At 50.2% G+C, this 26,776-nt stretch carries 16 protein-coding genes; 13 read left to right on the forward strand and 3 right to left on the reverse strand.

Going from position 1 to position 26,776, the window contains the following annotated elements; all coding sequences use genetic code 11:
• Positions 1–4 precede the first annotated feature (4 nt).
• The 6 genes from SH302x_RS06520 to SH302x_RS06545 all read left to right on the forward strand — a co-directional run bounded on the left by SH302x_RS06520 (position 5) and on the right by SH302x_RS06545 (position 9,169).
• Positions 5–658 (forward strand): PEP-CTERM sorting domain-containing protein, encoded by a 654-nt coding sequence (locus SH302x_RS06520; protein ID WP_479367924.1) that lies wholly within the window; start codon positions 5–7, stop codon positions 656–658.
• Positions 659–755: 97 nt separating this feature from the next.
• Complete coding sequence (locus SH302x_RS06525; RefSeq protein WP_479367925.1) at positions 756–2,621, forward strand: metallophosphoesterase; 1,866 nt, start codon at positions 756–758, stop codon at positions 2,619–2,621.
• 55 nt (positions 2,622–2,676) lie between these two features.
• A complete protein-coding gene (locus SH302x_RS06530) occupies positions 2,677–5,883 on the forward strand; it encodes an alkaline phosphatase family protein (RefSeq protein ID WP_479367926.1) in 3,207 nt (1,068 codons plus the stop codon).
• 219 nt (positions 5,884–6,102) lie between these two features.
• On the forward strand, positions 6,103–6,885 hold the full coding sequence (locus SH302x_RS06535; RefSeq protein ID WP_479367927.1) for a UDP-2,3-diacylglucosamine diphosphatase: 783 nt from the start codon (positions 6,103–6,105) through the stop codon (positions 6,883–6,885).
• Between the two features lie 43 nt (positions 6,886–6,928).
• Positions 6,929–8,071, forward strand: coding sequence for a glycosyltransferase family protein (locus SH302x_RS06540; protein WP_479367928.1), 1,143 nt, complete (start codon positions 6,929–6,931; stop codon positions 8,069–8,071).
• Between the two features lie 6 nt (positions 8,072–8,077).
• Positions 8,078–9,169: a radical SAM/SPASM domain-containing protein gene (locus tag SH302x_RS06545; RefSeq protein WP_479367929.1), complete on the forward strand. Its 1,092-nt coding sequence runs from the start codon at positions 8,078–8,080 to the stop codon at positions 9,167–9,169.
• An 88-nt stretch (positions 9,170–9,257) separates the two neighbouring features.
• On the opposite strand, the gene SH302x_RS06550 is transcribed toward SH302x_RS06545, so the two are convergent.
• Positions 9,258–11,276 carry a LamG-like jellyroll fold domain-containing protein gene (locus SH302x_RS06550; protein WP_479367930.1) on the reverse strand — a complete coding sequence of 673 codons (2,019 nt, stop codon included), beginning with the start codon at positions 11,274–11,276 and terminating at the stop codon, positions 9,258–9,260.
• A 349-nt stretch (positions 11,277–11,625) separates the two neighbouring features.
• Between SH302x_RS06550 and SH302x_RS06555 the strand changes: the two genes are divergently transcribed.
• The 6 genes from SH302x_RS06555 to SH302x_RS06580 all read left to right on the forward strand — a co-directional run bounded on the left by SH302x_RS06555 (position 11,626) and on the right by SH302x_RS06580 (position 24,024).
• Entirely contained in the window at positions 11,626–12,558 is a 933-nt protein-coding gene (locus tag SH302x_RS06555; RefSeq protein ID WP_479367931.1) for a DUF1559 domain-containing protein, read from the forward strand.
• A 58-nt stretch (positions 12,559–12,616) separates the two neighbouring features.
• A complete protein-coding gene (locus SH302x_RS06560) occupies positions 12,617–13,129 on the forward strand; it encodes a transthyretin-like family protein (RefSeq protein WP_479367932.1) in 513 nt (170 codons plus the stop codon).
• Positions 13,130–13,166: 37 nt separating this feature from the next.
• The gene (locus tag SH302x_RS06565) at positions 13,167–14,288 is read left to right on the forward strand and encodes a zinc-binding dehydrogenase (protein ID WP_479367933.1); all 1,122 of its coding nucleotides are present in this window, start codon (positions 13,167–13,169) and stop codon (positions 14,286–14,288) included.
• A gap of 119 nt (positions 14,289–14,407) precedes the next feature.
• Positions 14,408–18,601: a DNRLRE domain-containing protein gene (locus SH302x_RS06570; protein WP_479367934.1), complete on the forward strand. Its 4,194-nt coding sequence runs from the start codon at positions 14,408–14,410 to the stop codon at positions 18,599–18,601.
• A gap of 31 nt (positions 18,602–18,632) precedes the next feature.
• Positions 18,633–19,265 carry a PEP-CTERM sorting domain-containing protein gene (locus SH302x_RS06575; protein ID WP_479367935.1) on the forward strand — a complete coding sequence of 211 codons (633 nt, stop codon included), beginning with the start codon at positions 18,633–18,635 and terminating at the stop codon, positions 19,263–19,265.
• A 109-nt stretch (positions 19,266–19,374) separates the two neighbouring features.
• Positions 19,375–24,024, forward strand: a complete 4,650-nt coding sequence (locus tag SH302x_RS06580; RefSeq protein ID WP_479367936.1) for a DNRLRE domain-containing protein — start codon at positions 19,375–19,377, stop codon at positions 24,022–24,024.
• 8 nt (positions 24,025–24,032) lie between these two features.
• Here SH302x_RS06580 and SH302x_RS06585 read toward each other — a convergent pair whose 3' ends face one another.
• Positions 24,033–25,016 (reverse strand): outer membrane protein assembly factor BamB family protein, encoded by a 984-nt coding sequence (locus SH302x_RS06585; protein ID WP_479367937.1) that lies wholly within the window; start codon positions 25,014–25,016, stop codon positions 24,033–24,035.
• 10 nt (positions 25,017–25,026) lie between these two features.
• Positions 25,027–26,010, reverse strand: a complete 984-nt coding sequence (locus SH302x_RS06590; RefSeq protein WP_479367938.1) for a class I SAM-dependent methyltransferase — start codon at positions 26,008–26,010, stop codon at positions 25,027–25,029.
• A gap of 134 nt (positions 26,011–26,144) precedes the next feature.
• On the opposite strand from SH302x_RS06590, the gene SH302x_RS06595 reads away from it, so the two are divergent.
• Positions 26,145–26,759, forward strand: coding sequence for a 50S ribosomal protein L25 (locus tag SH302x_RS06595; RefSeq protein WP_479367939.1), 615 nt, complete (start codon positions 26,145–26,147; stop codon positions 26,757–26,759).
• Positions 26,760–26,776 lie beyond the last annotated feature (17 nt).

The raw sequence follows: 26,776 nt of genomic DNA on the forward strand, positions 1-26,776 counted from the left end.
AATTATGAGTATGAAAAGCGTTACTTTCGGTGCGTTTTTGTTTCTTGTGTTAGTCGGATTCCAAGTTCAAGGAAATGCTGCAATTATTTTCAGCACCAGCGATGTCAATGCTAGTGCTGGCAGTCAATTGCAGTTACAACCAGGGGATTCAGCCTCTTTGTATCTATGGGCATCGACGCGAACTGGACAGACACAGCGTGGAATCAATTTGCATTTGAATAGTTCCGACACGTCGGTTATTTCGGCGACATCGAACTTTGTCTATAATCCGGGCGGAACCCGTTGGACGAATACGTTCAATGGGACTTTGAATGGTCCAAATGCGATTTCGAATCTAGTGGCTGGAACAGGCGGCGTCGTTTTAATCGGCGCAACTGGTATATCAACTGGTGGCCTCGATAACTTTGTGCTTTTGAGTCGGCTAGACTTTACCGCGACAAACGAAGGGGTAACTACCCTTGGTGTGATCGCCAACGGTACTCAATCTGTTACGCCCACGAGCCCCGGTTTCGATGCAACCTATGGATCTGCGACCGTTTCCGTCACTGCAATCCCTGAGCCAGGTTCTGTGGCAGTTCTAGCAACGGTTGGTGCCGCTGGTGCGTATCTGCGTCGACGACGCAGCAAAACCAAGCAGTCGAATGTAGTTTGCGAATAGTCAACTACCTTTAGATTCCTTCATTTCTGCGAGAACTGCTTTTCGAAGCAGTTCTCGCTTTCTTTGGTAAAGCTTTAAACTTCAGGAGATTGTTTCAGTGCGTTCGCTATTCAAGTTGGTCGTCGTCAAAATTTGTCTGTGTCTGTTTTCCCTAACTCTGAATGCGCACGATGGCCCGGACCCAATCATGCACTGGAAGTTTGCAAACAAATTTATAAAGGAAAGTTCTGTTTCGGCCCGTCTTGGGCCTGATGCAAAGATTCAAAAGCCCTTTCGTGTCCTCAGCGACGAGTTTGGCGGCTCGCTCATGCTCCGAGGCGCGGGAGCAATGTGTGTTGTTTATGAACGACTAGAAAATCCAAGGTCAATACTTCCCGAAAAAGATCTGACAGTTACCGCTTGGCTATCAATTGATGAAGGTGAAGAGAATGGTGGGATTGTGTCTGCCCTGCAAGACAACGGCGATGCTGAGTCAGGTTGGCTATTGGGATACGACAATGAGGTATTCGTTTTTGGTCTAGCTTCCGAGGGTGCTAACGACGGGAATGGGATGCTGACCTATTTGAAGGGCAAAACTAAGTACGAAAAGGGCAAGGTATATCATGTTGCTGCGGTGTACGACGGCGCTACGATGGAACTCTATGTGAACGGGATTCTCGATGCAACTTCCAATGAACAGTCTGGAATTATCTACTATCCAGAATGGTCACCATTCGTATTGGGTGCATATCAGGATCGAAATGAGAGTTATTCGATGAAAGGTACGTTGCGCGAGATCGCTATTTACGATCGGGCGGCAAAAGCGGCTTGGGTTGTTCACGATTTCGAACATGGGAAACATCTAGTAGCGTTTTCTCCTACTAGCAATCAGGGGGGTGAACTTCATTTTGTTGTGAATCCCTATTTGCAATATGCAACACAGACACAAATTTCCGTTGCTTGGCAGCTTTCAGTCCCTGCGAAAGTAAATGTCTTCTACGGCGAGGATGCGAGCTGCGACTCATCTGTAGAGTGCACATCGAATGGCTTGATACAGAATGTGACGTTGACAAAGCTTAAACCTGAGACGCAGTACTTTTACAGAGTCGAAGCTAGCATTGGAGATCAGGGTTTTCTTGATTCGGATACGTCTACGTTTGTGACAGCCGTGCAAGAGTCGACCCCATTTGCTTTTGCAGTGATTGGTGATACTCAAGGCAACCCTGAAGTTGCCTCAAGGATTGCTGGCCATGCCTGGGCGCAGCGGCCTAGTTTCGCCTTGCATGCTGGAGACTTGGTGGATACTGGCAAGCGTAACACAGACTGGACGCAGCAATTCTTCCCAAGTATGAATGAGTTGATAAGAAGAGTTCCTTTTTATCCTGTGTTGGGTAATCACGAGCAAAATGCAGGCAACTATTTCGATTACATGGTTCTGCCTGATCCCGAGTACTACTATGATTTTCGATTTGGTAATTCACAGATCTTTATGATCGATTCCAATCGCAATGTGAATCCTGGCTCCGAGCAGTATGAATGGCTTGATAAAAAGCTTTCGGAATCGACTGCAACTTGGAAGTTCGTTTGTCACCATCACCCTCCTTACTCATCTGACGAGAACGACTATGGTGATTTATGGAAGTCGAATCAGTCGACACGGGGTGATACGCGAATACGTGAACTCGTTCCTCTTTATGAGAAGTATGCGGTCGATATAGTTTGGAATGGACACATCCATTCATATGAGCGGACTTGGCCCATTCGAGAAGGTGCCGCCGTACAAAAAGATTCGCCGATTTACGTCATAACCGGTGGCGGTGGCGGGGGGCTTGAAACAGCAGGTCCAATACGTCCGTTCTTCCAAAATAATGTCAAACGTGGGCATCATTTTGTGATGGTGTACATCAACGGAACAACCCTTGAATTCAAAGCATTTGATCTAGAGGGCAATCTGTTTGACACGACTCGGATCACCAAGCAGTAGTAGGAGCCTCTTTGCCATGCTGGAGTGCGGGGTTGATTTAAAGAAGAGGGATTCAATGCTTGTGCGTGTTTGCTCGGTTATAGTATTGTTCGTGCTGTCGATCACTGATGCTGCGGCGCAGTCCAGAAAAGCTATCGTGATTGGAATTGATGGACTAAGGCCGAGCGCATTAGAACGTACGTTTCAGCAAGGATTAGCTCCGAACTTGAAGTCACTTGCGGATTCCGGAACCTACTGTGTGGGTGCGGCCACTTCCGATTTGACATTCTCGGGTCCCAGTTGGTCAGACATACTGCTTGGTGTACATCGCGACCAGCATCGTGTAGCAACCAATAGCGTCTCGGGCAATGTGTTTACTGGATCGAACCAAGCTTCATTTCCTGATTTGCTTGCGATTGTAAAGGCTGCGCGTCCTAGCTTGCGTACTGCAAGATGGACCACATGGGCCCCGTTAGATCAGACGAAGTCTCCAGGGGGAACGGACTATAGCTTCTTTCGCCCTTATGATCGAAATGGCGACGCATTGGTAACGCAGAATGCGGTGACATTTTTTCAACAAGACAATGCCGATGTTAGCTTCTTTTATTTAGGCGATGTGGACATTGTTGGTCACAGTGTTGGATTCCATCCGCGAATTGGCAATTACTTAGCTGAAATTGAAGATACGGATCGATTGGTGGGCCAATTGCTGTCGTCGATTCGTTCGAGGTCTGGCTATATAAATGCGACAGAAGAGTGGTTGTTCATAGTTTGTACGGACCACGGCGGTAATCTCGGACGTAGTCACTCGGGAAATAGGCCATGGGATCGCGAAGTATTCATCATCGTCAGCGGCGGAAACAGTGTTGTGCAGAAGCATACATCTGGCTCTCACAACGTTGACATTGTTCCAACCGTTCTGCACCACTTGGACATCCCCGCCCCAAGTCATCTTGCCGGAAAAGTGCTTGGATTTGATAGCGTGAAGAATCAAGAAATTGAACTTGGTTTGAATCTCGTGGAAAACGGCGATGCGGAAGCCGACTATGGGTTTCCGACAAATGTATTCGATCAACGTGTTGCAGGCTGGAATGAGCATAGCGATGCCGATTTCGATGCAGAGACCAGTAGCCGCACGGGTGATCAATCGGTAACTGTTTTGCGCTACGGAGCGAGTAGTGGCGTCGAACTCCCGAGCATTGGTGGCGAAATTCAGGGTGTTGGCGAGAACTACTTCGGTGGGACGGTCGCAAATCAGTTCTGCTCAATGGAACAATGGATTGACTTAAGTTCGCTGGGCGAATTGATCGACGCCAATTTTGCTCAGGCAGAGATTTCCGCGTTGCTCGGAGGCGTTGGGAGTTTTGCAGATAGGGCATCATTCTCAGCGACTTTCTTTGACCGCGCGGGAAGATCGTTAGGAGAGCTAGGTGTTGGACCTGTGACAACACAGGAACGCAATTCTATGACTAGGTTTCTTTCACGGACTAAATCCGGGAGTATTCCACATGGCGCGCGAACAGCAAGACTTATGTTGAGCATGGTTGGTCCCAGAGCTTTAGCAGATAATCTCAACTTCTCCATTGTTGAAGGCGGTGCGACGACGTCGGTGGTAGCATTCGATGATTTTGAAGGACTGGCAATGAAGCCATATAGCGTCGCTCATCAGTTACCTGGTGATGTAAGCGATGGTACCGATTGGACGAGAGACATTCCTGGCTGGACTGTCAGCTATGGACCAATGCATATCAGTAATACTCCTGTGACACATGCATACAATGGCTGGGCAGCGATGGATGTAAACTCCTGGATTTGGCAGCAAGGTGTTCAGGAAGGACGCAACCGAATGAAGCTTGGCCGGGAGCGTAATATTGCGCTGGTTGCCGACCCTGATGCATGGGATGATTTTCCACCGTCGGGCAAGGGATCGCGATATCACTCTTACATACAGCGGACCTACGATATTACCGGTGCAAATTTAGCGGGCCTGCAGATCTCCTTTGATTGGGATGTCGTTACAGAGAACAGCCAAGTCTGCGTTGCGGAAGTATCTTTTGATGGTGGAGCCACATGGGATAGTTTAGTAACTGTTGCGTCGGATAATTGGTTCAACGATCCGGTTTACGGTCCTTTCGCTTGGGCCGATAACACTCGTTTTTCGACCAACCCTCTGAACTACGTTGTTCAGCCCACACAGAAAAACTTTCTTGCTGGAGTGGACTTCTTGCCCGCTCCGGGCGCGACCTCGATGATTCTGCGATTTGGCTGTATCTTTGCCGGAAACAATTGGTGGTTTGCCGTAGACAATGTCGCGGTCAATGACGGTGCTGCGTTCAGTGAGTTGGAAACTTTTGACGGCTTAGCTCTGCTGCCTTTTGCAGACGGTGGCGTCCCTGCTCTTGCGACACCAGCGCCAATTGGAGACGGAACCGACTACGCTGACGAAATTCCAAACTGGGTCATCGACAACTCGTTCATGCTTACAGTAAGCGCGGAAAATGCATTTCAGGGATGGCGAGCGCTAGATGTTCAATCTTGGATCAACCAGCAAGGTGGTCAAGGGAGATCATTTTTCAACGAGCCGAGCATCTTTGGCCTCCGGAACACGGTCCTGGTTGCTGATTCAGATGCTCACGATGACTTTGATGTCGAGGTTCCCGGAGGAACTGACGTGAAGGAGTTTAACTCATACATTAGTCGTACTTATGATTTGACAAACTACGCGAATACCACATTGAAGATTACATTTGACTGGGAGTTTCGTGCCGAAGACTCGCAACGCGGCTTTGTTGATGTCTCGTTTGATAATGGGCGCAGTTGGATAGTTTTGCTAGATCTCAACTCAGCAGATATTCCCTCGATGCGTACTGAGTTCGCAAATTATCTACTCGTTGACGGAAGCAGCCCTCTCTTTGCGACCTTCAATGCACCACAGCTTTTTCAATTTGGTGACGCGTTCAGTTCCTTGCCAGCACAGAATAGTAACCAGATGATATTGCGCATCGCTAAGATCAACGCGGAGAACAACTGGTGGTTCGCCATCGACAATATTCTCATCGAGGCGGAACCGCAAAGCTTTGCCATTGGTGATACAAACGGTGACAACGTTTTTGACCTTGGAGACTTAGAAGGGATAATCAATGCCATCGACGCACTTTTCACAGGCGACTTTAGCAATGTTCTTTTCGATCCTTCAAAAGCTCTAGATTACAATGCAGACAATATATTTGATCTTGGCGATCTTGACGGAATCATTGTTGCACTCGAAGCACTTTTCGATTAGTCCGATATCAAAATCGTAGGCATCGGAAACAACGCTGGAAATCAGCTGTCGGCTGCAATTCAAAAGCGTAGCATAAAAGGACGTCAAATTCTCAGGATCTTCATCAGTCGCTCATCAAGTGTTAAAGATACTTTTCTATGCTGATGGTCCAGTTGGAAGAGAGTTGGACTGCAAACGACTCTCCCTGTACGCTTTGAGTTAAGCATTTGCGAGATTCCATTGACGATTAACTGGACGGACACACGAAGTGTCTTTTTAAGCGACATTCACTTGGGATGGCGGTTTTCCAAGTCGGCCGCATTAATTGAACTACTCGGCCAAATGCAGCCAGAGTACCTATACCTAGTCGGTGATACATTCGAATGGTATCACAAGACAACTTCATCAGCCGATCAGGAAATCAAGTCATTTCTTTGGGCGCTGGATCGGTTGGCTACGAATGGGACAACCGTCTATTTCGTTCCCGGCAATCATGATATGGGTTTGGCGGATCAACGCACCTATCATGACTTTGAAGTACGCTCTAGCTATATTCATCATGCTGTTGACGGTACGAGTTACCTGATCATCCATGGCGATATCTTTGACCTCAGCTACGCCCATCACTGGACCCCTGCCGTTCATTTGGGCAGCTCTCTCTACCCGGCGCTATTGGCAATCGGCGCGTCTTTGGTGCAGATCGGTCTGCCACCGCCCAAAACGAATCGACACTGGTGCACGCAGTGGAAGCAGTTGAGCCGTCGCGCCAATCGGCATGTGGCCCAATATGAATCATTTATGGCCGAGCTGGCCCGTCGTCACGATTGTGGTGGAGTCATCTGCGGACACATCCACCGACCGGAAAACAGGGGCATTGGTGGCATCCATTACCTGAATTGCGGCGACTGGGTAGAGCATTTTTCGTTTGTCGCAGAACGAAGCGACGGGAAATTGGAAGTCCGTTTCATTGATTCAGCAGTCTCCTTCAACAGCACGCACAAACTGATCCGTCAGGCTACGTGACAACGACGCTGTTCATCCAACAAACCAAGGAATTGAAGTACTCATGGCAACAATTTTCTACAGTATGTGTGGCGAAGGAAGAGGCCATGCAACTCGCAGCCAAACCATTGTCGAGTTATTGCTGCCTGAACATGACTTCGTACTGCTGGCTGCTCGCGACGCCTACACGCAGCTATACCAGCGATACCAGGATCACCCGCAGGTCAGTGTGCGCAGGCTACCTGGTCTATTCTTCTCATATCGCAATCAGAAGGTCGACTACGCTAGATCCGTCATGGATACCTTGCCATACCTTGCTAAATTGACGTCCATGGTACGCTATGTCAGTGCAATGATCGAACGCGAGAAACCGACTCTGGCAATTACGGATTTTGAGCCTATCTTGCCTCGAGCCGCAAATCGTAATGGCGTGCCATGGATTTCGCTTGACCATCAGCACTTTCTGTCCACGTGCGATTTTCGTTCATTACCCTGGACCTATCGTTGGCGAGCGCTTTTCCTGCGTGCGTCTATCCCTCTATTTTATCGTGGTCAGATAGCCGAAGCTGTCAGTTCATTCTTTCATCTGCCCCTGCGATCAGGCGCAAAAGATGTCGAACAACTGGGGGTTCTGCTGCGAGCGAGCGTCTTGGCGGCCAAAGACTTAAGCCATGCCCGAAACCATATTTTGGTTTATGTGCGTCGACATGCCCCGGCCAACTTGATGTCGGTTCTCCGGAGTAGCGGTCGCCGATGCATCGTTTACGGCATGGGCAACCAGCCGCCAGTAGACAACATAGAATTTCAAGAACTGTCGGAACAGCGATTCGTCGAGGATCTGGCACGATGTGAATGCCTTGTTAGCACGGCCGGCAATCAGTTGATCGGAGAAGCGTTCTACTTGGGCAAACCGGTCTTAGCTTTGCCCGAACCAGGCAACTTTGAACAAAGTTTGAACGGGTGGCTAATAAGAAAATCGCAATGTGGATGGACTGTTCCATTCAGCTCGCTCACGCCCCACATCTTACAACAGTTCCTACTTGCCGCTCCCGGGTTTCGAAATCAGATGTCGCGCTTAGATTTCAATGGGAACCAGCATGCCATCGCGTTTATCAAGAATGTCCTGGAACAAGTGGGTGGCGTTCCCAGCGAGCGATCTGAAAACGAGTTTGCAGTACCAACGGTCACAGCATCACAGGAGCGATAGATCATCATGATAAAACAAGCGATTGGTAGACTTCCCGGAATACTCACCGACGCGGTAAGGGTGCGAGCTGGTCATGTTGTGCGACCTAGACTGCTAACATACACCGTCACCTTCCGCTGCAATGCACGCTGCATCATGTGCGACTCATGGAAGAAAACGGGTGAGGGGGATTTGACGCTTGACGAAGTTCAGCAAGTCTTCCGACAGTTGCCCGTTCTAGACGCAGTACGACTCACCGGTGGGGAACCGTTCGTGCGAGTGGACTTGCCTCAGATTTACGAACTGGCCATCGAGCATTTGCGGCCTATGGTCGTGCACATTACCACAAACGGTTTTCTAACCGATCGGATCATCAAGTTTTGTGAAACTCGCGATCAAACAAACTTGTTACAGTTAATGGTCAGTTTGGATGGTCTTGAACAGCATCATAATCGCATACGCGGAAGCTCTATTGCATGGAAATCTGCACTGGCAACTTTGGAAAGCCTAGCACCGCGGGCAAAGTCACTGAATCTTGATCTGGTTGTCAATCAAACAATTGTAGACCGGGATGGAATCGAGCAATACAAGCTGCTTCGTGACACCCTGAAGCCGATGAATGTCAGGCATCAGGCTGTCTTAGCCTACGACGCCAGCGCAACCTACAGCCTCGAAAGTGGTCTTGATCTTGCGCCTCGCGAGTTCGGTCAGTTCACAACCTTTGGCGTGTTTGACCAGGCGGACTACCAAGAGCTATTCCAAGAGATGGAAAGAGACATTCAGCAGTTTGCAATGACCGCTCAGTCTGCAAAAAGGTACTACTTGAAGGGGATTAAACAGCGGGTACTAGCTCATAGTGAAAATCAAAAGCTACTCAATCCCCCCTGCACTGCCTTGCGGTCACATCTTCGAATATTTCCTAATGGTGATGTTCCAACTTGCCAATTCAATAGTCATATTGTCGGCAACTTGCGCAGCCAAACGTTTCAAGAGATTTGGGCTTCGCATCAGACCGCTACTCAACGCAAGTGGGTTGCCAACTGCAAAGGCTGTTGGGCAGAATGCGAAGTGGTACCCAATGCCGTTTACAGTCTGGATCTTATACGGGCTGCGTTGTAACCGTTGTGCGTTGGTCCTGCAAGCAGGCACGCAACGTATTCTAGTGGTTTCGTTGCAACCCGCCTTCTTGAGTTCTATACCGCGCGGGTTAGCGTTCGCTCGACTGCAGTGTCAGCTTGCCAACAACTTCACCGATGATATGACGCTCGGATTCATCGACAACGAACGGTCCAAGCACCTTGTCAAAGGTGAACAGCGCTAACGTGTCTGCATCGGCCACATAATTTAAGTCGGGCGTGAAATCCGTTGTGTAACGCGGCAACCTTGAAAATCGAACGTTATCGATTTGTCCTTTGAAAAATCGATTGGGTTGATCGTTCTTGTCAGGATCGGCCCCAATGAATGTAGATAGCGAATTCTGCACACGAGTGCCAGCAGCGGGCAGGCTTGCAACGGAATTTCCATTGACGAACAAAGTTGCAGTTGTTCCATCAAAGCAACCTGCCAGATGCGTCCACGCATCTTTGGCAATAGCTTCTGGTGCCTTTACAAGCACATAGCGATGGTTACCGTTTTCCTGAATGCGAATGTCAAACTGCGGTTTGCCAGAGTTCACGGTGATCGCAAACTCAGAGTTCTGAGTTTTTGCAATAACTGCTTGTGGCCCTGTTTGGTCTGTTTGTCGGATCCAGGCTTCCACGGTGAATGGGCCGTCAGGGATGCTGAGGCTAGCGGGGCTAACTTTGATGCAACTCGATTCATCCTCAAAAATAGCGTACTTGTTTTGGGTGGCTTTACCTAGTTCAGCTATCGTTTCTGCACCAACTCGCATCGGGATTGAACTTTCGGTCGGTGGCAGTTGGACGCGTGTGGTATCGGCAAGATAGTCACCTGAAACGCGCACTGTGGGCATTGAGAAGTTGTCCCAGTCGGTTTCGAGCGCAGCCCAAATCCGAAAGCTGGTCATTTGTGTGTCACCTGGCTCAAGATAAACGTGTTGGTGATCTGGGTAGGCACGCCAGCCTTCCGACAGGCGAGTCAGTTCTACGGTCAACTCCAATGGCTTGCTTGACGCATTCTTGAATTCAAAAGTGCACTGATTTGGCTTGGCTGACTCCTGCATTAAAGGGAAGGCTTCCAGCGTTCGAGTTGGTTTAGCTGAATTCTTTGCCAATGCCAAATCAGCCGTAAATTCAGGCGTGAAAGTCCGCGGGTCGATGACGGCACCCACGGGAATGGTGGCTACATGAAATGCGTCATCGCGAACGGTGACCACGTTGTAATGATGCAAGAAACCCGCGGCGGGAAAGTCAGCTTCCAAGTTTCCACCGGTGGTCGCTAGCGTGAAGTATTCGATTCCATCACGAGCTCCGTCGTAGCGCATGTGGTGGATATGGCCAGCAAACACGGCCGATACATTGCCGGCTGAAGCGAGCAGGTTATGTACGGTATCCCAATTGCTCCCAGAATATCCACCGCCGATCCAACGCGGATGGTGCAAGAACAGAAAAACATGCTTCATGTCTTTGCATTCGATTAACGCTTTGGCAAGGAAGTCCAGTTGAGCCTCGCTCATTTGCTGCAGTCGTCCTTCATTAAAACCTTTCTCTCCGGTTTCAGGGTCGCCTTCGTCCGAATACAGCACGATAAATCCTGCATTCTTATGTTTAAAGGAGTACCACAGGGGACCAAAATGGGTTTCGTAGTTGGACTCATGCTGGTTGCGCGGTTTGTTCGCATCGTTGCGTTCCCAATATACGTCATGATTGCCTGCGACTGGGTACCAAGGCATGTGAAGTCCCTTCATGATGCCAATAAACTCGTCTTTCTCTTCCAGCCATTTGGGCGTCTGGTTGTAGCCTTGGATCAAATCGCCGACGGTCATTACGAGGTCAGGGGCTAGCAAGTTTGTATCGATGACCGCTTGTCGTAAGTACTTAAGCCCTTCAGGTATGCCGGACGTGCGATCGCCGTAGACTACAAAGTGGAACACGCCGTCTTCTTTTGGCAAAGCAAGCAACTTTGCTTGAGAGCGAGTTGAGAAGACTTCGCGATGGTCGTGTTTCGAAGACTGCTGGGCATGGCTAGTTCCTGAAAGCACGAGTGCTACAAGTAATCCGCAAAACCAAAATGCAGATGGTTGGGATGGTATGCAAGGATTGGCCATGGGGAAGCTCCTGTGGGGTGGGGTGATCGATTGGACTCGCGATGAAAAAGCAAACCATAGTTAGATTATCGCCTCGAATCATGATCATCAAGGAAATCAAGAAGCCAATGGGTAGATTTGATGAAATGCCGATGAAGATTCGAGTCTGGATCGTTGGCAATATGAAAGCTTTATGAAGAAAGCCTAGTTCGCATTTACACTTGCTGTCATTCGCTTACAACTCGCGGCTTCGTTCGGGCACGACTCAGCGCATGCGTGTTGAATCGCCCCAGCGTCGTCATTATCGATTGTGTCCCTGAATCAGGGATACGATGCACATTCCCAAGTTGCTAAGCCAAAAGGAACAACTATGAAGCGAAATGGATTTACTCTGGTCGAATTGCTGGTGGTCATCATCATCATTGGCATTCTAGTAGCTTTACTGTTGCCAGCAGTACAACAAGCTCGCGAAGCAGCAAGGCTTGCACAATGCAAAAGCGGTATTCGGCAGGTCGGTCTAGCCGCACTCGAGTATGAAGCGGCTCACAAAAAATACCCTCCCGGGTGGACAACCCATGGCGCTTTGTGGAGTGCGGCTCTGTTGCCATTTGCTGAGCAATCTGCGGTATTCAATACGCTGCGTTTTGTCGAGCAAGGCCTTGGGAATTGGGACAATATCAATAGTCCAAATTACGCAGCGTGCCAGACTGAACTGTCCTTCATGCGATGCCCCAGTGTCCCAGGTGAAAAGTTTTACACTTATAACGGAATCCAAGATCGATTTGCAGTCAGTTATCGTGGTGTTGGGGCATCTGACGTATCATCGGACGATAACAGCACGCGGCCAATTCCGGGGACCAAATCGTTCGAGGCCAAAGAATTGAATGGGATGTTCTACGGATGTAGTGAGATTCGCAACAGCGATATCCTCGACGGAACGAGCAACACGTTTATGTTTGGAGAGTCACGACTGGACCCTCGTTTTGTAAAAGACGGACAGGGGATGGATTTTTGGGCGATTGGTTCACCCCAAATCGACCCATGCCGATGTGATGGTGGCACGGGCGGTACGGAGTTTACCGAAGCTGCAGGTAGTACCTTAGTAAAGCCGAATATTGCTGTGAACGAGCCAGCAACCAATGGGTATTTGATGGAGGTCGCGTTCGGAAGTTGGCACGTTGGCGGAACAGCCTTTGTATTGGCCGACGGATCAACTCACTTTGTTAGTGATAGTGTCGATCTCAAGGCCTACCAAGAGATGGGAACACGTGCCGGGCAAGAAAAGCCGAAGATCAAGTTCTGATTCTAGGTAAGCAGCACTGTATTGGTAATTATTTCGTTCCTAGAACCGGCGGTTATTAATGTTATTATTTAATTTGAATTGGAAGCTATGCCTGTCTTCGGTGAAGGCAACTTTGTTGCTCACCGCTTTAGGGTTGTTGGTTGGTTGCTCTGTTGCTTCGCAACCGAAGTATGGCAAGCTAGGTTTGGTGAATGTCTCGGGCAGGGTTACGCTGGACGGCTCACCGCTGACCAATGCCACTATCGAATTCGTAAATGAAGAAGATCAGACCTTCTCTTTCGGTGCGCTTGATTCCAACGGAAATTATTCATTGATGTTCGATTCCAGGGTCAAGGGTATTATCCCAGGGGAGAAAGCAATCCGCGTTCGTCCTGGTCAACCGGCAGGGATGAGCGAAATGCAGTTAGAAGAAGTGGGTGATGCGGAAGACCCAGATGAAGAGCCTGTAACAGGCGCAAAGATTCCAAGTTGTTACAAGCAGATTGGAAAGCTCAAAGCGAACGTTTCGGGTTCAACTTCGTCTATGAATTTTGATCTCAAGTCGGACTGCTCAACGGGTGGGCCGCAATAGGTAAGAAATGACCTAGCGCTGGCTAACAATTCCATTCATGCATCAAGGGCTTAATGCAATTTCCAAGACCTGCGAAGCCGCTGTGTTCTTAGGCGCTGGGAAGCCCTTGCAACTCCAGCGATTTCAATTGCCGGAGCCGCGGGAAGGTGAGGTGCTTGTGCGGGTCGAATGCTGTACGCTGTGCGGCAGCGATTTGCATACGATTCTTGGCCGACGCATCGAGCCAACGCCGACGATTTTGGGGCATGAGGCGGTTGGCGCGATTGTCGCGTTGGGCTCTTCAGGTATCAAGGATTTTCAAGGGCATGAGCTATCGCGTGGTGATCGGATTACATGGTCAAACTGCGTCTCCTGTGGGCAATGTAAGAATTGCGGCAACGATCTTCCGCAAAAATGTGAAGGGCTTCAAAAGTATGGGCATTCGATTGCCGAAGGTCGATACGCTCTGAGCGGTGGGTTCGCGGAATACATCTTGCTGCGACAGAGAACTGCCATGGTTAAACTAGATACTCAGGTCCCATTGGAGGTTGTTAGTCCTGTCAGTTGTTCGACAGCGACGGTTATGGCCGCGTACCAACGACTTCGGGCCGTTGAAAAGAAGCGAGTCCTAGTCTTAGGAGCGGGGATGCTTGGCCTAACTGCGGCCATGGTTGCAGTGTCGCAGAAAGCAGCATCGATTACTGTTGTAGATCCAGATAGCCAGCGTCGTGAAGCTGCTGCCAGAATTTCCGGTGTACGGACGATTGAGTTTTCGACGCTTGTCGATGAGCTTGCCGCGAGTGCCTGCGATACCGAAAGATATGACTCTGTTATCGAAGTGACTGGAGCTTCAGAGGCAGTTCAGATGGCGCTGCACAGCGGTTGCGACGGGGCATCGATCGCTTTATTGGGCGCCGTTGCACCGACTAATTCTATTGCCGTCGATCCGCAAAAGATAACTCGAAAATGCCTTTCTATTTTTGGTGTTCACAACTACACACCACAAAACCTAATGGATGCGGTCAAGTTCGTTTCGACCTCTGCAAGTGTTTATCATCTGTTGGGCATGGTTAACAAGACATATATGCTCAGTGAGATAAACCAAGCTATCAAGTATGCAATTGATCAGCGGCCGCTGCGGGTAGCCATACGCCCAGATTCAAATCTTTATCACATCTAAGCTTGCTCTTCATCAATAGTTAACCTGCGGAGACTTTAATGCTCCCTCATTACTGGTGCAACCAGCAGGAACAGACTGTTCGGTTTGTTGCTTAAAGGTACTAACGTTTGGGGGATAGTATGAATTTATTGAGGAAGCTAGGTTTCCATAGCTTGTCGTTGATGGGCAAACGACGGCGGAATCAAAGCGGTGTTTCAAGGAAGGATAGTGATCGTACTTTAAAGATCGAAAGCTTGGAAAACCGCCGCGTCCTTGCGGCTGCGATCTTGAACGAAATCAGTGTCGATCCGAGCGGTGGAGATCAACCTTTTGAATACGTCGAGATTAAGGGGATTCCTGGAGCTCAAGCAAGCGACATCTATTTTGTATCGATCGAAGGCGATGCAGGTGTGCAAGGGCTGGCTGATTTGGTCTTTAATCTGAGCAATGTTTCGTTTGGAAGCAACGGTTTAATTGCCATCGTAGCGGATGCCGTTGGTCACTCGGCTCGATTCGATCCAGCGACCAGTTTGTTCGCTACGGAGGCGTTTAACTCTGGAACATCACAAACTCTGGAAAACGGTACCAATAGTTTTGCACTCGTCTACAGTCCGCTAACGCCGATTGTTCAGGGAAGTAACCTCGATCCAGATCGCGACGGCAATATCGATTTGCCAGCAGGAGCAGTCCTGTTGGATTCGATCGGATTTACTGACGGTGGAGCTGGGGATTTAGTGTATGGTCCACTTTTGGCATTGAGTGGAACGGCGCGTCCTGGTGCCGCAACTCGCTTTCTAAACGACAACCGGCCATTGGAAGCTTCTGCCTGGTACTACGGTGTAATGGCAGCTCCAAACTCATCGGTGACATATGCCGCAGCTAGAAGTGCGAATTTTCCGGAAGGTGGTGAGTTGACTCCAGCGTCGGCTAACGTTCCTGGAAGTAACACAGCGCCTATTGCAGTTGCTGATGTTTATTCGGTTGAGCCCGGCGAGAGTCTGGTTGTTTCGGCTGGAGCAGGTGTTTTGTCGAATGATTCCGATCCAGATGGCATCAACTCCATTCTGTCGGCGCGTTTGGTGTCTGGGCCAGTGCTTGGATCGTTAACCTTTAATGCTGATGGTTCGTTTGTCTATGTAAGTAACGGCACGCTCGGCACGGATAGTTTCGTTTATGAAGCGACCGATCTTGCGTTGTTCAGCAATAGCGTTGTGGTGACGATTAATGTCGAGCCCAATACAAACGTTGCGCCTGAACTCACGTTGCCGATGGGGCCGTTTGCATTCACGGAAAATGGAATGCCGGTCTCGATTTCGATGGGCGCTGTTTTAAGTGACGTCGATTCTAGCGATTTCTCGAACGGATTTGTATCTGTGGCCATTGCGAGCAACGGTTCTTTGGAAGACATCCTGTCGATCGAGTCGCAAGGAGTTGGTAGTGGTCAGATCTCCGTGTCTGGTTCTGTAGTACAGTATGAAGGCGTGAGCATTGGAAGCTGGTCGGGTGGAGTTGCTGGAGCTCCTTTGGTGGTGCTTCTGAACCTCAATGCAACCGTGCCTGCAGTGCAAGCGTTGGTACAAAGCGTTCAGTTCTCAAACAGCTCCGAGGCTCCAACTAGTCTGACACGCGACGTCGCATTCGTGGTCAACGATGGTGACGGCGGTCAGACATCGCCACAGGTGGTCGAAGTGAGTGTCATCCCTGTGAATGATGCGCCCGTATTGTCGATGACCAAATCGCTTGCCTACTACAGTGTTGGCGGCGGACCAGTGACATTAGACGGTCTTGTCAGCATGGTGGATGTGGATTCGCCAGACTTTAATAATGGGACACTGACGGTCAGTATTGCCGGTGGCGTACATAGTTCGGATCAGTTATTCATTCGAAGCTACGGAGTTGGCCCGGGGCAACTGAGCGTAGCTGGTAACGTTATTAGTTTTGAAGGCGTCGCTGTAGGATCCTTCATTGGTGGAACCGCTGGCTCGCCGCTAGTAGTGACCTTCAACAGTTCGGCAGACGATCCGGCTGTTGAGGCGGTACTAAGGGCAGTCTCGTTCGATACGTCTGACTCGCGTGTGCAGCCTGCGGACCGAGTGGTCAGTTACGATCTGACCGACGGGGATGGCGGAGCGGCGGGAGCTTCGATTTTGCTTAGGCAATCTTTGGCTCGACGATTTGCCTTCCAAGAAGGCGTCGACAGCGGGCAAGGCGTTCTGTATGCAGGCGCCGCGGATGTTCAATTGGCTGAGAACCAGCCTAATACTCCGCTGCCTGCTGGCAACTCGCCAATTTTAGAGGGGCTGTTGGTCGACTACGACAACGGTACGGCAAATTCTCAAGTTTTGCTTCAGTTCGCAGATCTCTTTGGAAATGGGCCGGGACAAATCCCGGCTGGCGCTCAAATCGCATCGGCTCGGCTCGTGCTCGATACTTTGAATCCTGGTGATGGAGGAACCTTTCATCGCTTGCTAACTCCTTTTGACGCCAGCAACGACACGTGGAATAGTTTCGGTAGCGGAGCATCGCCACGAAACTTTTTGCCAGGTGTTCAAGCTGACGACGTTGAGGCGCGAGCTGCATTCGATTCCCAGATTGGCGTGGCCGCTGGCAACAGCGATACTCGCGTCGGCCCCACAATTGTCGGAGTTACTCAAGACATTCAAGCCTGGGCCAATGGTGAAGCTAACTTTGGCTGGATGATTCAAGGTTGGTTTAGCAGGACCGACGGATGGGGTTTCAGTTCTTCTGAAGCGGCTAATCCTGCGGCTAGACCAAGGTTAGAGATTGACTGGATTCCTGCCGGTGTTGCAGCTTCTAGCTTTAGAAACGGAGTCAATGATTACGAAGGAACTCGCGATACTGCCATCTTGGAGGCTAATCCAGATGGCGGTAGCCCGACAGCCGCGAACATCTTCGTTGATACCAACGATATTGGGTCTAGCAATAACTCTCAAGTGCTTCTCAAATTCGAGTCCATCGTAGGAGGTTTCGGAAGTCAGATTCCGGCTGGAGCCCTGATCCATGCGGCTTACTTGGATTTAGCAAGTACGGCAAGCAACGCACAAGGGGATGGTGGAAGTTTCCATCGCTTGTTGAATGACTGGGATGCTGAAACGGCCACTTGGAATAGTTTCGGTGACGGAGTTCAAGCTGACGATGTAGAAGCACGAACAGCAGCGACTGCTTTAGCCGGTAGCAACGATCTAGCAGCTCGGCGCAAGCAGGAAGCGGGCTTCAATTCCTTTGATGTAACGAGTGACGTTCAGGCGTGGGTGACTGGCACTGCAGGCAATTTTGGATGGGCCATTATTCCTTATCCAAACATTGTGGAGACCAATACGAGTTTCGCAGACGGATGGGGTATTCAGACTTCAGAAGCCACCGACGTCGCATTCCGTCCGCAACTGCGAGTGTTCTATACGTTGCCCGGTGTGACTGTAGATGCTGCTCCTGGACTGGAAACGACAGAAGCTGGTGGTACAGCGCAGTTCTCGGTCGTACTAGATACACCTCCTGCGGACGTTGTGACCATTGGCGTTAGCTCCAGTGACACTACGGAAGGCACTGTATCGATTAGTACTTTAGTCTTCACGCCAGAGAACTGGGATGTGCCTCAGATCGTCACCATCTCGGGCGTCGATGACGCAGTCGTGGATGGCAACGTCGCTTATCAGATTTTGTTCTCTGCGGCCGTTAGTAACGATTCTGTCTACAACGGGCTGGTCATCGGTGCGATCGATGTCGTGAATAACGATGACGACAGCACATCGGCGACCCCAGCCACGGTCACCGGTGTGACTTTTGGCGATGGAACCATCCAACGTTCCATGGTTAAGTCGATTCGCGTGGACTTCAGTGATGTGGTGACGGCGGATACCGGTGCATTTGTACTTGAGCGTCGAGTCGGTGGGGTGTTCCAACCGATTCCTGCGTCCGAGTTAGCGATTAGCTTCACGGATATCGGTACGCCAACGCAGTCGCAGTTCTTGCTGACGTTCTCAGGTTCGACGGTAATCGGAGGGTCGCTGGCTGACGGCAACTATCGACTCACCATCCTTGCTGATCGCGTTAGGTCTAACGGTCTCGATCTTGACGGCGACAACAACGGATCTGCTGGCGGCAACTTTGTTCGTGGGAATGATTCCACGGACAACTTCTTCCGCTTGTTCGGAGATTTTAACGGAACTGGCACAGTCAACGCCATTGACATCAATGCCTTCCGAGGCGCTGTGGGGACAACCAATCCTGTTTTTGACTTCAATTCAGTTCAGGGCGTTAATGCTATTGACTTGAATGCTTTCCGAGCCCGTGTGGGACAATCAAGAAACTTTTAATTAACCAGTTTTCTATTTTAAGGTGCGTTTTATGAAAAAGATTGTTTTTGGAGTTTTTGCTGCAATTTCGAGCATGTTGTCTATGCAGCAAGCTGATGCAGCCATCATTGTAAGTGTCCAAGTGGCCCCAGGTTCGTCAACGATAGTTGCCAATAACGGTGATGCAATTACTGCTGACGTATTCATGGAATTGACGGGCTCTAGTGACGTCGCGGTTTACAACTTTGGTATTCAGTACGATGCAAGCGAACTGACATTCGTTTCTCGCCAAGAGTTCCAATTTGGAAATCTTGATTTTCAGAACCCGGTGAATCCTCCAGGAAGCGCTGGTCTTGTAATCAATATTGATGGTGCAACCTTCGCACCCCTCGGGACGTTCGCTCCTTTTGGACCAGTTCGTGTTGCAAGCTTGGTTTTCACCGCGAACAATCCGATTGGCGATTCATCTGACATCGACATTCTCCCTGGGATCTTCGATCCTGGAGCGGATGCGTTCTTCGCGAGCGATTTCAGCGAGGTTACGAACACTGTCACGTTTGTCGGTGCAAGCGTAACGGCAGTACCAGAGCCAAGCTCAATGGTGGCTCTTGCTTCTGTGGCTGGCGTTGGCGCTTACTTACGTCGTCGTCAAAAAAATAAAGTTGCCAACTCACAACAAGCTTAGCATCTAGCGGCAACTTTTCTCTTCTCGGAAAGCCGAGGGCACTTTCATGCAAAGTGCTCTCGGTCTTTTCGTTTTTCAATACACCTTTCAATTCAGAACAACTTGTCGCATGCAGCGAAAGAAACTATCGATCGAGAAACTAGAAGCCCGCGAGTATTTTGCAGCGGATCCTTTCACGATCGCAGTTCTGCCTGACACGCAATTCTACGCGCAGTCGTTTCCGCAGAACTTTAATGCACAGACGCAATGGATCGTAAACAATCGCATTCAAGAGAACATCGCATTTGTGTCACACTTGGGTGATATCGTGCAAAGCGGTGAGTCGGGTACGACTCGAAATCTCTTGCAGTGGCAACGCGCTGACGCTGCCATGGATCTGCTCGATGGCAATCTGACATCAAACCCTGATGGCTTAGTCCCCTACTCTGCTGCACTAGGCAATCATGACTATCGTGTCGTATCCGATAAACTGAGTGGCTCAAGTCGATATAACGAGTTCTTTGGTGCCGGACGTTATCAAGGAAGAAGTTGGTATATTGAAGATTCCAATCGCACTGGCGCGCATGCTCAAATTTTTGAAGCCGGCGGGTACCAATTTCTTCATTTGACTGTCCAGTACGAACCGCTGGATTCAGATCTCGCGTGGGCTCAATCCATGATTGATCGGTTTTCCGGATTGCCAACCATCCTGACAACCCATTCGTATCTGCATCCGACCAACCAGCGGCGACAGGCAAGTATTACCGGCAACTCCTCTGGGACCCCCAACCCAGGCAACGCAGGTGAAGATGTCTTTCACAAGTTTGTATTTCAGAATCCGCAAATCATGCTTGTCATGAACGGTCATTTTCTTGGCGAGTTTCATCAAGTTTCCAAGAATGTCGCTGGTGAAGATGTAATTGAGATGGTCGCGGACTATCAAGGGCGAGCCAATGGCGGCGATGGATGGATGCGTCTATTGCAATTTAATACTGACGAAGGCCGCATCGATTTTTCAACTTATTCTCCAGTTTTAGACGCCTACGAGTTAGACAGCGACAGCGCATTCTCGATTCCAGTGGACTTTGTTGGGAGGTTTGGTTTGCCTCGGCTCGAGGCACTTCATACATTCAGCTATCAAGATGGGCGTGTGGTGGACGGCGTGATTTATGGTTCAACCAAAGACACGCAGTTACGGCAATCCAACCCAACCACCAGCTATGGCAGTTTATCGACAACGTTGCTGGTCGATGCGGCCTCACCAGGGCAAGCCAATGCCAGCCACTCTTTACTCGCTTTTGAAAGTATCATTGGTGTTGGTTCAGCCCAGATTCCGCTGGGCAGTCAGATCGTAAGTGCATCGCTGTTGCTTGATTCCGTCAATCCGGGCAACGGCGGTTCGCTGCATCGCATGCAGCGAAACTGGACTGAGAGCGACACTTGGAACACGTTGGTTGCTGGAGTAATCGCTAATGGCATTGAAGCTAGCAGTGAATACTTTGCAAGTGTTGGGTCAAGCCAATTGATGGTTGTGCCGACGCAAGCCTCGTTTGCAATCGATGTCACGACCGATCTTCAAGCATGGGCCAATGGAGAAGCAAACTTCGGTTGGGCTTTCTTGCCGTGGGACAACGGCACTGATGGCTGGAGTTTTAGTCCATCGGAAGCCGCGTCGCTTTATCGACGTCCGCAATTAGTAGTTCACTGGCTACCACCGGCGGTTTCAAACGATCGTCCCACACTGATCGGCGCGTCCGGTGAATTCGAGTTCATTGAAGATGGCCCAGCCATCGGTCCGTTCGCTCAAGTTCAACTGCAAGCGAATCAGAACAGTGGTGGCCGAATCGAAGTCAATATTAATGCACATGCTGATCGAGACGATCGCTTGTTTTTGGCAGAGACGGAGTTTGATGGAAAGCTGCTGCGCCAGCAAGGTAATGCCATTTATCTTGGCGAGGAAGTCATCGGGGTTGCCGGAGGTGGGCGCGGGCACGTGCCTTTCGGTATTCAGTTGAACTCAAGCGTGAGTCATGATTTGATAACGTCGCTTATTCAGAACATTCGTTACCAAAACCAATCCGATGTTCCTAGTTCATCGACTAAGTCCCTTGAGCTTCGCTTCACCAGCGACCTTGGCGTCACCAGTAACACCCGGCTGAGCACTATTCGCCTCATACCTACCGATGATCCACCGGAATTAAAGATTAGTCGGTCGATTGCATACTACGCTGCCCAGGGAGATGCGATCGCATTGGACCCTAATATGATTTTGACCGATATTGACTCAAGCCATTTGGATGGCGGTAGAATCTTAGTGCGACTGGCTGACCCAGCTCACCCAAGCGATCGATTAGTGGTACTAGCGATGGGTTCCCAAACGCTAGGGCTCAACGTTACCGGAAATCAATTGCTCTACGACGGTGCGCCCTTTGGAGTAATATCGGACGCAAATAGTGGTATGGAGATCACTATCGATCTATCGCAGAATGCGACTTTGTTAATCGTGAGTCGACTCTTGCAAGCGATCACGTTTCAAACACAAGACGCACGGTTACTGCCTGAAAGTCGTACGGTCGAATTTATAGTCAATGATTCACAAGGGGGGGCGACAACAGCAAGTATAACCGTTCTACAATCGCAGGTCCGTCGACATGTGTATCAGAACGGGTTGAATACTGGAAGTGGAACGTATCAGTCCACCGTAGATGTGCAGATCTCTCAAGCTGCACCTAATCAGAACTTTGGCTCGGGGGCCAGAGATGGATCATTGTTCGTCGATTTTGATTCGGCAGGAGCCAACACGCAAGCATTGCTACGATTTGATTCGCTGTTTGGGGACTCATTCGCACAGATTCCTTTAGGATCAACAATCGTTTCTGCGAGGCTGATCTTAAGCACGACAGATGCTGGCGATGGGGCGAGCATTCATCGAATGAAGTCTGAATGGGCAGATACGGCTACATGGAATAGTTTCGGCACCCGCGGCCGTTGGAATAACATCGGGGGCGTGCAGGCCGACGGTGTGGAAGCGGAGCAGATTTACAATGCTCAAGTGGGCACCTTGTTCGGCAATGGAGATCCAGACCTCGGTGTTACATCTATTGGGGTTACCAGCGATCTGCAAGCTTGGTCGGATGGCATTGCGAATCATGGTTGGCTTTTCAAAGGCTGGGATGGTTTCACGAACGGTTGGGCGTTTGCGTCGGCTGAGTTCAACCAAGTAGAAATGCGACCTCGTTTAGAAGTAGACTGGATTCCGTCCACTGTTTTGTCCCAATCGTTTCGCAATGGTGAAAACGGGTACTCCAATACACGCGACACCCAACTGCGTCAGGACAGTCCGTCTACATCACATGCAACAACAGCGACTTTATTTAGCGACTATAACAGTCCCGATCCAGCGAATTCTTCCAACCGTTTGAATGATCAAGCCCAGGTCCTCGTCAAATTCGAAGAGATCTTTGGCGACGGCTTACATCAAGTTCCTGCAGGCTCAATTATCCATGCTGCGACACTAACGCTGGCAAGCAATACGAGCAATGCGCCTGGCCATGGCGGGATGATCTTTGCTGCTCGTCGTTCTTGGACTGATTCCGCGACTTGGGATTCGATGGCTGGTGGGATAGGCAATGCGGCTTTTGAACTAGCCGCGACACCGACTGCCCTAGCCGGAAACGCGGAATTATCGAAGAAGGTTGGTGGCGGATGGAATGACTTTGACGTGACTGCAGACGTCCAAGCGTGGGTACGTAACGAATGGGATAATCAAGGCTGGGCGGTGATCCCTTGGCTAAACGGTACGGATGGCTGGGGCATACAATCGTCGGAATCTGCCATACTGCGAGAACGTCCACAATTGCGTGTGTACTTTACCGAACCGAGTATACGCGTGGAGGCAGTTTCCAGCTTAGTCGTAAGTGAATCGGGACTGACATCGTCCGTCTCCGTAGTGCTGGCAACTCCACCTGCTGCGGATGTCTTCATTCCAATAACTTTAAGCCAACTGGGCGAAGTGTCCCTCAGTTCCTCGATCATACATTTTAGTCCCAGCACATGGGACAATCCGCAGGTCCTCACGATTTTTGGTATCGATGATAACCGTCGCGATGGCGATCAAACATTGCAATTGCACTTTGGTGCATCGATCAGTGAAGACGGAAATTATGCAGGGAAATCACTTCCCAGTCTCACGGTAATCAATGTGGATGATGGAAGAGTTCCACCGACAGTCCAGAGCATACGCTTCGGAGATGACTCTGCTCAGCGGTCCATGGTCAATTCAATCCAGGTTACGTTTGATTCGCAAGTCGAATATTCATCACAGGCGTTTGTGTTAGAACGCTGGAGTAGCGGTAGTTTTACATCGATTCCCAGTCAAGAGATTTTAGTGAACGCTTTTGATGCCACGCACGGTTCTCAGACGCGTGTGTTGCTTACGTTTTCCGGAAGCAGTATTATTGGCGGTTCGTTGCCCGACGGTGATTATCGCTTGAGGCTGCTGGCAGATCACATCCATGCAAGTGGTTTAGCGCTGGACGGCAATCTCGATGGTGATGCTGGGGGCGATTATGTCGTTGGAGAGCAAGCTGCCGATCGGTTCTTTCGCTTGTTTGGCGACTACGATGGTAATGGCATAGTCAACATCTTAGACATTAACGAATTCAGGCGATCTATCGGGCTGAGCAGGTCGGAATTTGATTTTGACCTGAATGGAGTAGTCAATATCCGCGACGTCAATGCATTTCGCGCCAGAATCGGTAGTCAACGGCGTCAGTCATAGCGCCACGACTAGAGCGACTTGCCATTGACGCTCAGTACCTGCGTGTTGGTCAGAGAATCACCGAAGCGTTCGAAGTCATGGAAGGTCCAGATGACTTCTTTGTTGCGATTGACTTCAATAACTTGTGGGTTGTTCGGTCCTGCGTGGCAATTGCCAAAGACAATATGGCCGCTAGGGAGAACTTGTAAAGTCGTCACCCAAGCGAGCTGGATGTTGGGAAGATCGTTGCTGTCAAGTTCCCAAACGATCTCTTTATCACGGGTCACTTCAATGATGGAGTGGCCGTTCCCAGTACTGATCAGCGTATTGCCGTTGTCCAAACGCAGGGCGGCAAAGCACTGGTTGCCGAAAGCTTCGACGCCATGTCCGCCGGCTGGCATGCGTCCGAAAAGAGGGACGTGATATTCCCAAGCGATGGTGCCATCCGCTTGATACTCGCGGACCAGACCTTCGGCCTCTTGGCACGCTAGATAGTTTCCGGAGGGCAGTTTACGCACTAGCCGCGTGTCGCGATGTGGGTCGGGCTTGCTCACTTGCAGTTTCAACTCGTGGAATATCTCACCCGATGGCGTAAGCTCGATAATCCGGCCGCGACCACTTTCAGCAACCATCGTGTGGCCGCTTGCCAATCTTTGGAAAGCATGGATCTCGACGCGATCCTTCTTTGAGCTCTTGGCATCATATTCCCAGACGACGCGATTATCTTGCGGATCGAGTTCGACGATGTGAGTCCAGTTTGTTTGAAACAAGAGATGACCATTGTCTAGTTGGTGCAAGTCGTGCAGAGGGCCGATCTTGTGCTCCCAAGCGGTTGATCCATCTTCATTGATGATAGCGATTCGATCTTTGGAAGAGTCCGCTGCCAGGATCGAGCGACGCTCTTGAGCGGCTGCCTTAGTAGCTGTAGCAAAAGGTAGTGACGCGCAAACAAGCAGCAGTAAGTGAATTCTGGACATCATAATCTCCAAGGTGGGAACCGATTTAGTGAGCATTTTAGCTTAACTAGCGGTTGCTCAGGACGGTGCAGCCGTAAATTCCAGCGCTGTCGTTGGAAGCGAATAGGGAATGGAGCCGTTGTAGAAGTCTCGTAGTCGCTGTGCAAACGGGATAAACCGGATCGTCCGAGCGAACAATCGTGAGTGCTGGTGCTAGATCGTTAAGGTCTTGGGTGCGGCCAACGGACCACTGGAAATGGATACCAGTGAGCTTCGATTTGAGAAACGCGGGATGAAAGCGACTAAAGCGGGTGAGCAAAGGCGAGCACCAATCGAAAGCGATGGTAGTACTTGCAAAGAATTCAGCCAGTTGGCCGAGCGAAATGTACAAGTTCTGCACATGAGCCGGGGTAAGGTACATGAGCACACCCTCAATATTGACTTGCAGTTGCGTGTCGGGCGTCGCAAAAGTCTTGACATTCTGTAAAGCCGGTGCGGGACTATTCAAGTCAATATCCTGCAAATGCAGCGGGAAAGCGTCTGGGGCTAGCGTGAAAACCTCGGCCGCCGATTTCAAGGAGTTCACTGCAGGTAGGTCAGCGTCAATCCACGCTGCAATTGGAGGTGGTTTTTGAACTGATTGCTGCCAGGTGCCCCAAAAGCGCTGGGCGGCAGAGTCAAATCCGCTGCCGAGATTCAAGACCACCATTGGGCGATTTTGTGCGGAAGCGGCCATCACTGAATCTAGCGTTTGCCTCTGAAACCATTGGGAACGCAGGATGACGGCCGTTCGTGTGGTGCGGTCACCGCCAAAGCGATGTAGGTCGAGGTGTATTATATTGGCAAAAGTCGCGGCGACTGGGTCACGAAAGTCCGCCCATTCTCGACTTTGCTCAGCCCAAGCGCGGCAGGCCAGCGGGATGAGCGCCGTTCGACTCGCGGCGACAGAGGGATCAAAATTGAGTGATCGAGTGATTTTTCCAGCCATTGATTCACGAAATGAAGCGTAGTTGGGCAGATTTGGCCTTGATAGAAATAGCGGTTTCGTCATACTTCGCCGTTCCTTGCGGTCACCTATGGGGCGAAAACAGTGCCATAGTGTTGAAGAGTGTAAGTGAAGAGTAATTATTCGAGGATCGATTTTGACTTCGGCTGCACCGGAATGTGGCAATTAAGTGTGATAATATGATCGAAACAATTCAGGTAGAAAAACGTGACGCAGTCGGTTCCCTCGCAGTGCGGAAGCTACGAGCTGAGGGGCTAGTTCCAGCAATTCTTTATGGGCACGGCGAAGAAAATGTCTGCTTAGCTGTCAAGAAAGAGGCGGTTTCCGGTCTAGTTCGTCATGGCTCGCGCATGGTCTCGCTAACGGGTGCCGTAAACGAAACGGCTTTGCTGCGTGACGTTCAGTGGGATACGTTTGGTTCCTCGGTCGTTCACGTCGATTTTGCTCGTGTTTCCCAGACGGAAAAAGTTCAAGTTGCCTTACCGATTCATTTGCACGGTGAAGCTCCTGGGGTGTCGGCTGATGCCCAGTTGCGGTTTATCACGCATGAGCTGACAATTGAGTGCCCTGCGGCGTCGATTCCAGAATACATCACCGTGGATGTTGGCCACTTGCAACGCGGGCAAGCAATTCATGTTAGCGATTTGAAGCTGGTCGATGGCATGTCGGCGGTGACGGCCGGTAATGTGGTGATTGTTCAGATTTCGGTCGCTGCTGGCGGTGCCGATGGTGCTGAAGGCGGAGCGGGCGAGCCAGAATTGATTCGTAAGGAAAAGGCGGAAACTGCTAGCTAGTATTTCGGCGACAGGTT

This window comes from Njordella calcicola (assembly GCF_056494125.1).